The sequence below is a fragment of the Amycolatopsis sp. CA-128772 genome (genome assembly GCF_002904295.1).
Classification (GTDB): Bacteria; Actinomycetota; Actinomycetes; order Mycobacteriales; family Pseudonocardiaceae; genus Amycolatopsis.
Genome location: NZ_PPHG01000014.1, coordinates 1 through 11,723, shown reverse-complemented (window position 1 = coordinate 11,723; position 11,723 = coordinate 1). Strand labels below are relative to the sequence as shown.

The 11,723-nt window shown below is 71.3% G+C and carries 11 protein-coding genes; 7 read left to right on the top strand and 4 right to left on the bottom strand.

Annotated elements, in window-relative coordinates:
* The first annotated feature begins 3 nt into the window (after positions 1-3).
* The 7 genes from lysA (at position 4) to prfA (ending at position 8,671) form a co-directional block, all read left to right on the top strand.
* Positions 4-1,434 carry a diaminopimelate decarboxylase gene (lysA, locus tag C2L59_RS05455; RefSeq protein ID WP_103348414.1) on the top strand — a complete coding sequence of 477 codons (1,431 nt, stop codon included), beginning with the start codon at positions 4-6 and terminating at the stop codon, positions 1,432-1,434.
* 5 nt (positions 1,435-1,439) lie between these two features.
* Positions 1,440-2,753, top strand: coding sequence for a homoserine dehydrogenase (locus tag C2L59_RS05450; RefSeq protein WP_199198927.1), 1,314 nt, complete (start codon positions 1,440-1,442; stop codon positions 2,751-2,753).
* The gene (gene thrC / locus C2L59_RS05445) at positions 2,750-3,811 is read left to right on the top strand and encodes a threonine synthase (protein WP_103348412.1); all 1,062 of its coding nucleotides are present in this window, start codon (positions 2,750-2,752) and stop codon (positions 3,809-3,811) included. Before C2L59_RS05450 ends, thrC begins: the two co-directional genes overlap by 4 nt.
* Complete coding sequence (gene thrB, locus C2L59_RS05440) at positions 3,808-4,692, top strand: homoserine kinase (RefSeq protein WP_103348411.1); 885 nt, start codon at positions 3,808-3,810, stop codon at positions 4,690-4,692. The genes thrC and thrB overlap by 4 nt, the downstream gene beginning before the upstream one ends.
* Positions 4,693-5,102: 410 nt before the next feature.
* On the top strand, positions 5,103-7,094 hold the full coding sequence (gene rho, locus C2L59_RS05435; protein ID WP_103348410.1) for a transcription termination factor Rho: 1,992 nt from the start codon (positions 5,103-5,105) through the stop codon (positions 7,092-7,094).
* 182 nt (positions 7,095-7,276) lie between these two features.
* Entirely contained in the window at positions 7,277-7,507 is a 231-nt protein-coding gene (gene rpmE, locus C2L59_RS05430) for a 50S ribosomal protein L31 (RefSeq protein WP_086672673.1), read from the top strand.
* Positions 7,508-7,600: 93 nt separating this feature from the next.
* Positions 7,601-8,671 carry a peptide chain release factor 1 gene (prfA, locus tag C2L59_RS05425; RefSeq protein ID WP_103348409.1) on the top strand — a complete coding sequence of 357 codons (1,071 nt, stop codon included), beginning with the start codon at positions 7,601-7,603 and terminating at the stop codon, positions 8,669-8,671.
* A gap of 7 nt (positions 8,672-8,678) precedes the next feature.
* Here the strand turns inward: prfA and C2L59_RS48600 are convergent, their stop codons facing one another.
* From C2L59_RS48600 to C2L59_RS05405, 4 genes are all read right to left on the bottom strand, one after another.
* Positions 8,679-9,098, bottom strand: coding sequence for a VOC family protein (locus C2L59_RS48600; RefSeq protein WP_233223286.1), 420 nt, complete (start codon positions 9,096-9,098; stop codon positions 8,679-8,681).
* 43 nt (positions 9,099-9,141) lie between these two features.
* Entirely contained in the window at positions 9,142-10,407 is a 1,266-nt protein-coding gene (locus C2L59_RS05415) for a mannosyltransferase family protein (RefSeq protein ID WP_103348408.1), read from the bottom strand.
* A complete protein-coding gene (locus tag C2L59_RS05410; protein ID WP_103348407.1) occupies positions 10,400-10,831 on the bottom strand; it encodes a GtrA family protein in 432 nt (143 codons plus the stop codon). Before C2L59_RS05410 ends, C2L59_RS05415 begins: the two co-directional genes overlap by 8 nt.
* Positions 10,828-11,723, bottom strand: an 896-nt coding sequence (locus tag C2L59_RS05405; protein WP_103348406.1) for a glycosyltransferase family 2 protein, incomplete at its 5' end; no start/stop codon positions are given. The genes C2L59_RS05410 and C2L59_RS05405, both read right to left, overlap by 4 nt.

Genomic DNA, 11,723 nt, shown 5'->3' with positions numbered 1-11,723 from the left:
GAAATGGCGCACCCCGCGGGCCCCAGGCACGCCGACGTCTACCCCCACGCCGACACCTCCGGGCTGCAGCCGTCCGGTGTCGAAGAGCTCGACAAGCTGCCCGCGAAGGTGTGGCCCCGCAACACCTTCCGCGCCGGCGACGGCGTCGTCCGGATCGCCGGCGTCGACGTCCGCGAGCTGGCCGAGAAGCACGGCACGCCGTTGTTCGTCGTCGACGAAGCCGACTTCAAGTCGCGCTGCGCCGACTACGCCGAGGCGTTCGACGACCCGGCCCTCGTGCACTACGCGTCCAAGGCGTTCCTCTCCATCGAGATCGCCCGCTGGGTGGCCGAGCAGGGGCTGAGCCTGGACGTCTGCAGCGGCGGCGAGCTCGCCGTGGCGCAGCGCGCGGACTTCCCGGCCGAGCGGATCACCTTCCACGGCAACAACAAGTCGCCCGCCGAGCTGGAAGCCGCGGTCGTCTCCGGGGTCGGCACGATCGTGCTCGACTCGTACTTCGAGATCGCCCGCCTGGCCGACATCACCGCCCGCCACGACGTCGTGCAGCCGGTGCTGATCCGGGTCACCGTCGGCGTCGAGGCGCACACCCACGAGTTCATCGCGACCGCGCACGAGGACCAGAAGTTCGGGTTCTCGCTGGCGAGCGGCGACGCCGCCGAGGCCGTGCGCCGGGTGCTCAACGCGCGCTCGCTCAAGCTCGTCGGCCTGCACAGCCACATCGGCTCGCAGATCTTCGACGCCGACGGCTTCGAGGTCGCCGCCCGCCGCGTCGTCGGGCTGCTCGCCGACCTGGCCAAGGAGCACGGCGCCGAGCTGCTCGACCAGCTGAGCCTGGTCGACCTCGGCGGCGGGTTCGGCATCGCCTACACCGAGAAGGACAACCCGCCGCCGCCCGCGCAGATGATCACGCAGATCCGCGAGATCGTCCGCAAGGAGTGCGCGTACGCGGGCCTGCCGGTGCCGCGGATCGCCGGCGAGCCGGGCCGCGCGATCGCCGGTCCCGGCACGGTCACGCTCTACGAGGTCGGCACCATCAAGGACGTCTCGCTCGGCGACGAGTCGGCGCGGCGGTACGTCAGCGTCGACGGCGGGATGAGCGACAACATCCGCACCGCGCTCTACGACGCCGTGTACGACGTCCGGGTGGTTTCCCGCTCCGCGGGCGACAACGATCAGCCGGTGCAGGCCGTGCTGTCCCGGGTCGTGGGAAAACACTGTGAGTCCGGCGACATCGTCGTACGAGACTGCTGGCTGCCCGACACGCTGGCTCCCGGCGACCTGCTGGCGGTCGCGGCGACCGGCGCGTACTGCTATTCGATGGCGAGCACGTACAACCGGATGCCCCGCCCGGCCGTGGTCGCCGTGCGCAACGGCAGCTCGCGGCTGCTGCTGCGGCGGGAGACGACCGACGACATGCTCCGCCTGGAGGTCTGAACACAGTGGCTGTCCCTGAGGAACGCCCGGCCATCCGCGTCGCCCTGCTCGGCTGCGGGACGGTCGGCGGCGAGGTCGCCCGGCTGCTCACCGAGCAGGCCGACGAGCTGGCCGCGCGGGCGGGCGCGCCGGTCGAGCTGGCCGGCATCGCCGTCCGCCGCCCGGACAAGCACCCCGAGCTGCCGCCGGAGCTGCTGACCGCCGACGCGGAGAAGCTCGTGACCAGCGACGACGTCGACGTCGTCGTCGAGCTGGTCGGCGGCATCGAGCCGGTGCGCGGCTGGCTGGTCGCCGCGCTGAAGGCCGGCAAGTCCGTCGTCACGGCGAACAAGGCGCTGCTGGCCGAGCACTCCGCGGATCTGTTCGAAGCGGCCGACGCCGCGGGCGCCGACCTGTACTTCGAGGCCGCGGTGGCCGGGGCGATCCCGCTGCTGCGCCCGCTGCGCGAGTCCCTCGCCGGCGACCGCATCACCCGGGTGATGGGCATCGTCAACGGCACCACGAACTACATCCTGTCGGCGATGGACTCGACCGGCGCCGGCTACGCCGAGACGCTCGACGAGGCCAGCCGGCTCGGGTACGCCGAGGCCGACCCGACCGCCGACGTCGACGGCTACGACGCCGCGTCGAAGGCCGCGATCCTCGCCTCCCTGGCGTTCCACACCCGCGTGACGGCGTCGGACGTGCACCGCGAGGGCATCGCCGACGTCACCGCCTCCGACCTCGCGGCGGCCAGAGGGCTCGGGCGCACGGTGAAGCTGCTGGCCATCTGCGAGCGGGTCATCGACGACGACGGCGTCGAGTCCGTCTCCGCCCGGGTGCACCCGGTGATGATCCCGCGCAGCCACCAGCTGGCCGGGGTCGGCGGCGCGTTCAACGCCGTCTACGTCGAGGCCGACGCCGCCGGCGAGCTGATGTTCTACGGCCAGGGCGCGGGCGGCGCGCCCACCGCGAGCGCGGTGCTCGGCGACCTCGTCGCGGTGGCCCGCAACATGGTCGTCGGCGGCCGCGGCCCGCGCGAGTCCGCGCACGCGGCGCTGCCGGTGCGGCCGATGGGCCAGACGCCGACGCGGTACCACGTCAGCCTGTCGGTGGCCGACCGCGCCGGCGTGCTCGCCCAGGTGGCGCAGGCGTTCGCCGACCACGGCGTGAGCATCGCGGCGGTGCGCCAGAGCGACGTCGGCGACCGCGCGAGCCTGGTCGTGGTGACGCACCAGGCGCCGGACGCCGCGCTGAAGTCCACTGTGGACCAGATCGGGCGGCTCGACGTCGTGCACGAAGTTGTCAGCGTGATGCGGGTGGAAGGCGAAGACCAGTGATCAGGCACCCCTGGCCCGGGCTCATCGAGGCGTACCGCGACCGCGTCCCGGTCCCGGACGGCGCGCAGGTCGTCACGCTCGGGGAGGGCAACACGCCGCTGCTGCCCGCCCACCACCTGTCCGAGCTGACCGGCTGCGAGGTGCACCTCAAGGTCGAGGGGGCCAACCCGACCGGCTCGTTCAAGGACCGCGGGATGACCGTGGCCATTACGCACGCGCTGGCCAGCGGCCTCAAGGCGGTGATCTGCGCGTCGACCGGCAACACCTCCGCCTCGGCCGCCGCCTACGCCGCCCGTGCCGGCCTCACCTGCGCGGTGCTGGTGCCGCAGGGCAAGATCGCCATGGGCAAGCTCGCCCAGGCCGTCCTGCACGGCGCGCGGATCCTGCAGGTCGACGGCAACTTCGACGACTGCCTGGAGCTGGCCCGCAAGACCGCGGCCGACTACCCGGTGACGCTGGTCAACTCGGTCAACCCGGTCCGCATCGCCGGCCAGAAAACCGCGGCCTTCGAGATCTGCGACGTCCTCGGCGAGGCCCCGGACATCCACTGCCTGCCGGTCGGCAACGCCGGCAACATCACCGCCTACTGGGCGGGTTACTCCGAGTACGCGGCCGACGGTGTGGTGAAGAACACCCCGCGGATGTTCGGCTTCCAGGCGGCCGGCGCGGCGCCGCTCGTGCGGGGCGAGCCGGTGCGCGACCCGGACACGATCGCGACGGCGATCCGGATCGGCAGCCCGGCGTCGTGGACCGCCGCGGTGAAGGCGAAGGACGAGTCCGACGGGCTGTTCGAGGCCGTCACGGACGAGAAGATCCTCGAGGCGTACCGGCTGCTGGCCGCGCGCGAGGGCGTGTTCGTCGAGCCGGCCTCGGCGACCAGTGTGGCGGGCCTGCTCGCGACGGCCGCCGACGGACGGCTCCCGAAGGGCTCCCGCGTCGTGTGCACCGTCACCGGGCACGGCCTGAAGGACCCGCAGACGGCGCTGGCGGGCAACGTCGAGGTCGAACCCCTGGCCGTGGACCCCTCGGCCGTCGCGGCGGCGCTGGGCCTGCGGTGAGCGCCTTCCGGATCACCGTCCCGGCGTCGACGGCGAACCTCGGGCCGGGCTTCGATGCGTTCGGCATGGCGCTGAGCCTGTACGACGTCGTCGAGGTGCGAGTCACCGACACCGGGCTCAAGGTCGAGGTCATCGATGCCGGTGCGGGCGGGGTCGAAGACGTCCCGACCGACGAGACCCACCTGGTGGTGCGGGCCATCCGCAAGACCTGCGCGCACCTCGGTGTCGAGCCGCCCGGCCTGCACCTGCGCTGCTTCAACGCGATCCCGCACGCGCGCGGCCTCGGCTCGTCCGCGGCCGCGGTGGTGTCCGGCGTGGCCGCCGGGTACGCCCTCGCCGGCCGGGAGCTGGACGCGTCCGAAGCGCTGCAGCTGGCCGCCGGCTTCGAAGGCCACGCCGACAACGCGGCCGCCAGCCTGCTCGGCGGCCTGGTCCTGGCCTGGTGCGAGGGCGGCGAGTTCCACGCCGAACGGCTCACCCCGCACGCGTCCGTCCGGCCGGTCGTGGCCGTGCCCTCGGTGCGCTCGGCCACCGCGACCACGCGCGGCCTGCTGCCGGCGGCGGTGCCGCACGCGGACGCCGCGCACAACGCCGGCCGGGCCGCGCTCGCCGTCCACGCGCTGACGGCGAAACCGGAGCTGCTGCTCGCGGCCACCGAGGACCGGCTGCACCAGCACTACCGCGCCCCCGCGTACCCGGCGAGCACGGAGCTGGTGGCGACGCTCCGTGCACGGGGAGTGGCCGCCGCCATCTCCGGCGCCGGTCCGACGGTGCTCGCGCTGACCACCACGGGAATACTCCCGCCCGAGGCCGGCGTTACGGGTTTCGACGTCCTGGAGCTGCCCGTGGATCTCACGGGTGTGCAGGTTGCGGCACAGTAAAGGCTGGGTCACGTGCCCGTCGCCACGCCCGCCACGCGGGGGGTGGTTGTTGCACCCGGCACCGCCGCGGTCTACCCTCGGGGGCGTTCGATCACCGTGCGTTTCCGCACCCGATGCCGGTCCCGGGGAATCCCCGGATCCGCATCCTTCGTCGATCCGCCGAATCCGCACCGCCTGGCACGCGGGGTAACGCGGAGGGACGCAGGCGGGTTTCCGGTCTCGGCGGTGCCGAATTCCGTGTCCTCCGTTTGGAGGACGCAAACCCCTGTGGTGGAGGCGCTCCAGCTGTGTTCCGCACGGCCGAAGAGCTCATCTCCCGTATCGGGGGGCAGATACGCCGGTTCGCGATCAGAAGCGAGCGGCAGTCCGCTGATCCGCCTGGAGGCGTGGATCGGTCAGGAAGGACATGTGTGAGCAACACCGATCTTTTGAGCGACGTGGGTAGCGACACGGCCGGATCGAACGGCACGGCCCCCGCTCCCAAGCGGGCGGTCGGCGGGCTGACCGGTAAGACCGTCGCCGAACTGCGTTCGCTGGCTGGGGAGCTCGGCGTCGGCGAGACGACGGGCATGCGCAAGGGTGACCTGATCGCCGCGATCCGCGAGCGCCAGGGCAAGTCCCGCAAGCCGCGGGCGGCGGCCGAGACGCTGCCGCTCGAGGGCGTCGGCGAGCCGCCGAAGGCCGCCAAGGCCGAGGCGAAGACCGAAGCCCCCGCGCCCGAGACCAAGCCGGAGCCGAAGGCCGAGGCGCCCGCCGCCGCGCCGTCGGACGCCCCGCCGCAGGCCGAGCGCCCGCCGCAGGACCGGCAGGACGGCCCCCAGGGCCAGGACGGCCAGCCCGAGGAGGGCGGCCGCAGCCGGCGTCGCCGCGGTTCCAACCGCGCCGCCGGGGCGCCCGACGGCCAGCAGGGCGGCGACCGCCAGCAGGGCCAGGGGCAGCAGGGCGACCGCCAGGGCGGCGGCAACCGCGACCAGCAGCGCCAGGGCGGCAACCGCGGTGACAACCGCGGCGACCGTGGTGACCGCGGCGACAACCGTGGCGACCGGGGCGACAACCGCCAGGACGGCAGCCGCGGCGACCGCCAGCGTGGCAACCAGCAGCAGGACGGCAACCGCGGCGGCCAGGACAACCGCAACCAGCAGCTGGACGACGACGAGGAAGGCGGCCGTCGCGGCCGTCGCTTCCGCGACCGCCGTCGCCGGGGCAGCGGAGGCGGCCGGGCCGAAGGCGGTTCGCCGGACACCGAGATCCGCGAGGACGACGTCCTGCTGCCCGTCGCGGGCATCCTGGACGTGCTGGACAACTACGCGTTCGTGCGGACCTCCGGCTACCTCGCCGGCCCGAACGACGTGTACGTCTCGCTGTCGCTGGTCCGCAAGTACGGCCTGCGCCGCGGTGACGCCATCACCGGTGTCGTGCGCCAGCCGCGCGACGGCGAGCAGCAGCGGCAGAAGTTCAACCCGCTGGTGCGCGTCGACTCGATCAACGGCCTGGAGCCGGACGAGGCCAAGCGGCGTCCCGACTTCACCAAGCTGACCCCGCTGTACCCGAACGAGCGGCTGCGCCTCGAGACCGAGTCGCACAAGCTCACCACCCGCGTGATCGACCTGATCATGCCGGTCGGCAAGGGGCAGCGCGCCCTGATCGTGTCGCCGCCGAAGGCCGGTAAGACCACGATCATGCAGGACATCGCCAACGCGATCTCCACGAACAACCCCGAGTGCCACCTGATGGTCGTCCTGGTCGACGAGCGTCCGGAAGAGGTCACCGACATGCAGCGCTCGGTGAAGGGCGAGGTCATCGCCTCGACCTTCGACCGGCCGCCGGCCGACCACACCTCGGTCGCGGAGCTGTCCATCGAGCGGGCCAAGCGCCTGGTCGAGATGGGGCACGACGTCGTCGTGCTGCTCGACTCGATCACCCGCCTCGGCCGCGCCTACAACCTGGCGGCCCCGGCGTCCGGCCGGATCCTGTCCGGTGGTGTCGACTCGACCGCGCTCTACCCGCCGAAGCGGTTCCTCGGCGCGGCGCGCAACATCGAGAACGGCGGTTCGCTGACCATCTTCGCGACGGCGATGGTCGAGACCGGCTCGACGATGGACACGGTCATCTTCGAGGAGTTCAAGGGCACCGGCAACGCGGAGCTCAAGCTGGACCGGAAGATCGCCGAGCGCCGGGTGTTCCCGGCGGTCGACGTCAACCCGTCCGGTACCCGCAAGGACGAGCTGCTGCTGAACCCGGACGAGCTGGCCGTGACCGTGAAGCTGAGCCGGGTGCTGCACGCGCTCGACTCGCAGCAGGCCATCGACCTGCTGATTTCGCGGCTGCGCAAGACGAAGACGAACACCGAGTTCCTGATGCAGGTCTCCAAGACCGCCCTCGGCGGCGGCGAAGACGACTGAGTCCGGCGGTCGGAGGGGGCCTTCCCGGGTGTCCGGGGAGGCCCCCTCCGCGTCGGGAATAGCTGGTCAGCGGGGTGCGTTCCAGTACCTGTCAGCTCGTCTGGCAGAATCACCCGCTGAAGTCCGGCGCCGGTTCACCCCGTGGAACGACTGGGGACCCGGAGCCAACGAGAGAGGACACCATGAAGAGCGGTATTCACCCCGAGTACGTGGTCACGAACGTGAACTGCGACTGCGGCAACAGCTTCACCACGCGCAGCACCAAGACCAGCGGCAGCATCCACGTCGAGATCTGCTCGAACTGCCACCCGTTCTACACGGGCAAGCAGAAGATCATGGACACCGGTGGCCGGGTCGCGCGCTTCGAGGCTCGCTACGGCAAGCGGCAGAAGAAGGACGCCGACGCCAAGTAGCTTTTTCCACGGCGCCCATCCGGTACTTCCGGGTGGGCGCCGTCGTTTTGTACGCGCACAGTGCGTGGTTTCCCGGGCTGAGAGGTGGCAGAGGTGGATTCGAGCTCGCTCAAGGGGCTGCTCGCCGAGCACGCGGAGCTGGAACAGCAGCTCGCGGACCCGGCGGTGCACGCCGACCAGGCGCGCGCCCGCAAGCTCGGCCGCCGCTACGCCGAGCTGTCGCCGGTGGTGCGGGTCGTCCATGAGCTCGACGCCGCCCGCGACGACCTCTCGGCCGCCAAGGAGATGGCCTCGGAGGACGCGGAGTTCGCCGCGGAGGCCGAGGAGCTGACCGCGAAGATCCCCGAGCTGGAGTCGAAGCTCACCGAGCTGCTGCTCCCGCGCGACCCGTACGACGGCTCCGACGTCGTGATGGAGATCAAGTCCGGCGAGGGCGGCGAAGAGTCGGCGCTGTTCGCCGGCGACCTGCTGCGGATGTACCTGCGCTACGCCGAGCGCCACGGCTGGAAGGCGGAGGTCCTCGACTCGGTGGACTCCGACCTGGGCGGCTTCAAGGACGTCACGCTCTCGATCAAGACGAAGTCGGCGGTCGTCGACGGCGTCTGGTCCCGGCTGAAGTTCGAGGGCGGCGTGCACCGCGTCCAGCGCGTGCCGGCGACCGAGTCGCAGGGCCGCATCCACACGTCCGCGTCCGGCGTGCTGATCTACCCGGAGCCGGAGGAGGTCGAGGTCGAGATCGACCCGAACGACCTGCGCATCGACGTGTTCCGGTCCTCCGGCCCGGGCGGCCAGAGCGTCAACACGACCGACTCGGCGGTCCGGATCACCCACCTGCCGACCGGGATCGTCGTCTCCTGCCAGAACGAGAAGTCCCAGATCCAGAACCGCGCGCGGGCCCTGCAGGTGCTGCAGGCGCGCCTGCAGGCGATCGCGGAGGAGGAGGCGGCGGCGAAGGCGTCCGACGCCCGCCGTTCGCAGGTCCGCACGGTGGACCGCTCGGAGCGGATCCGCACGTACAACTTCCCGGAGAACCGGATTTCGGACCACCGGGTGAACTACAAGGCGTACAACCTGGACCAGGTCCTCGACGGCGACCTCGACGGCGTCCTGGACGCCCTGGCGACGGCGGACCGCGAGGAGCGGCTGGCGGCCCAGTCCGGCTGACGGAGGGTCAGCGCCGGATGTCGAGCATCGCTGCCCAGCGCTGCTCGATCTCGGCGGCCGGCGCATCGGGCCGCCGGCCGGGGCCGAACATCGCCATCAGCTCCCGGGAGTCGACCAGGGAGAACCCGCCGGCCTCGTGCAGGACCCGCAGGAAAGTGAACGGCGTGCAGTCGTCCGGCTGCAGGAACTCGAGCAGGTCGAAGGGGTGCCCCGCCGGGCCGGTGTACACCTGGAAGTCGTTCCCGGTCGTGGTGCCCGCCGCCGGTTTCAGCACCGTCGCGCCGAGGGCCATGACCTGCTCGTGCGCTTCGGCGAAGTTCTCGACCCACAGGTCGAGGTGGACCTGCTGCCGGACCGGTCCGTCCGGCCACTGCGGCGGCACGTGATCGGGCGCGAGCTGCACGCCGATCCGCGGTGCGCCGTCCACGAGCACCCTGTGCCAGTCGTGACGACCTGGTGCAGGATGCGCATCATCCCGCCCAGAAGCCGGTGATGAAGCGGATGTAGATCGTGCCGCAGACCAGCGCGTTGGCGTAGAGCACGACGTGCACCGCGCCGCGCAGCTGCGGGCGGCGCTCGCCGAACAGCACCAGGGCCACGTACATCACCAGGCACGGCAGCAGGTAGCGGTGCACCGACACCACGTTGCTGTTCATCGTCAGCATCACGATCGCCGCGAAACCGAACAGCGCCAGCGGGATGCCCTTCGCCCGCAGGGCCACCAGGACGTACACCGAGGAGACGAACAGCAGCGCCAGCCCGATCATCGGCAGCACGTGGCTCATCAGCGTCCACGAGCCCATCGGGACGTCGCCGAGCAGCGCGTGACCGGTGAGCTTGGCCTCGCCCCAGAGCGTCTCGAGGATGTTCGGGTTGAACCGGTGGTACGACCAGCTCTTCACGCCCTTCAGCGCGTTGAAGCTGGCGAAGGCGTCCCCGGTCTGGAGCTTCATGTAGAGCAGCACGCCGCCGAGGCCGAGGAAGGCCGCCGGGAACCACAGCAGGTTCCACGACAGCAGGCCGCGCACCTTCCAGTCCTTCGACCGCCAGAACTCCAGGAAGCACAGGCCGACGAACACCGCCGCGGTGATGCGGGACGCCGTCAGCGGGATGAGCGTCAGGCCCATCCAGAGCCACTGGCGGCGCAGCGCGAACAGGTAGGCCCAGAACCCCAGCGCGCAGAACACCGCTTCGCTGTAGAAGGCGTGCAGGAAGAACGCGGCGGGCGCGGTGAGGAACGCGGCGACGACCAGCCACGGGGCCCGCTCGCCGTCGAAGAAGTGCCGGCCGATCTTCAGCAGCGCGACCGCGGCGAGCCAGGTCGCCACCAGGTTGACCAGGAACCCGGCGACGAGCAGGCCGAGCGTGCCGAAGCTGACCGTCTGCACCAGCCAGACCAGGATCGGGAACACCGGGTAGAACGCCCGCGTCGGGGCGTAGCTGCCGGTGTAGGCGTGCACGGCGATCTCGCCGTAGTTGCCGGCGTCCCAGCGGTAGGTGTGCGCCAGCAGGCTCGACGTCGAGCCGATGCCGGTCTTCGGGATGCCTTCGCTGACCGGGCTGGACGGGCCGAACAGGTACGCGACGGCGATCAGCACCACGTTCCAGGCCAGCACCACGGCGAAGACGCGGGCGTAGTCGCCGTTCAGCCACGCCCACCGGCTGGGGCGCGCGGCTTCCACCCGGTCCGCCCCGGCCTCGCCGGCGACCCGGGACGGGACGGCCGTGCTAGTCATGGGAAACCTCCGGGACCGGCGTGCCGGCCGTCGCGGGCCGCTGTCGGAAGACGACCTTGTTGTAGAGCAGATAGTTCCAGACCAGGCCGACCGCGATCCCGGCGAATTTCGGGACCAGCACGTGCACGCCGGGGAACGCCTTCGTGACGGCGAGGATGATCAGAGCCTGCACCACCCAGAGCCCGAACGCGGTGACGCCGAAGAACAGCAGGGCCTGGCGACGGACGTCGCCGTCCTTCGCGCGGAACGTGAAGTTGCGGTTCAGGGTGAAGCTGAGCAGCATGCCCGTGGTCGTCGAGGCGAAGTTCGCCGCGAACAGCGGGACGCCCACCGTCATCAGCAGCGCGTAGCCGAGGGCGTCGACGAGCGTGTTCGCCACCCCGACCAGGCCGAAGCGCAGCTGGGTCGCCGTGATCAGCTTCACCGGGTACCTCTTCCCGCGTCGGCGCTCTCGGGAGCGGCGACCGGATCGCCGGGACGGGTCCGTACCGACGCGACGCCGTACAGCGGCCGGTTCTGCACCTGGGAGTAGGTGCGGCCGATGTAGCTGCCGAGGACGCCGAGCATGATGATCTGGATGCCGCCGAGGAAGAACATGGCGATGGTGATGAAGGCCCAGCCGGGCACCGCGGTTTCGGGGGCGAAGAGTTTGACGCCGACGACGTAGAGGACGCCGAGGAAGCTCAGCAGGGAGATGAGGTAGCCCATCCGCGTGATCATCCGCAGCGGCGTGGTGGAGAAGCCGAGGATGCCGTCGGCGGCGAAGCGCAGCATCTTCGTCAGCGGGTAGCCGGTGACGCCGGCGTGGCGCTTGTCGCGGTCGAACAGCACGGCGGTCTGCTTGAACCCGACGTAGCTGACGAGGCCGCGCAGGAAGCGGTCGCGTTCGCGGTACTTGCGCAGCTCGTCGACGACTTTGCGGTCGATCAGGCGGAAGTCGCCGGTGTTCTTGGGGATGTCGACGGCGGCCATTTTCCGGAGCGACCAGTAGAAGGCTCCGGCGGTGAGCTTCTTGAACGCGGAATCCTGGCGGGACCGGCGCTGGGCGTAGACGACGTCGTAGCCCTCTTCCCACTTCTCGAGCAGCTCGAGCGCGACGCGGGGCGGGTCCTGCATGTCGCTGTCCATGATGACGACGGCGTCGGCGTCGCCCAGGTCGAGCCCTGCGGTGACGGCCATCTGGTGGCCGAAGTTGCGGGACAGTTCGATCACCGTGACGCGGGCGTCGCGCCCGGCGAGTTCGGTGAGCTTGGCCAGGGAGCCGTCGCGGCTGCCGTCGTCGACGTAGAGGAAGCTGAAGTCGTAGCGGCCGGCCA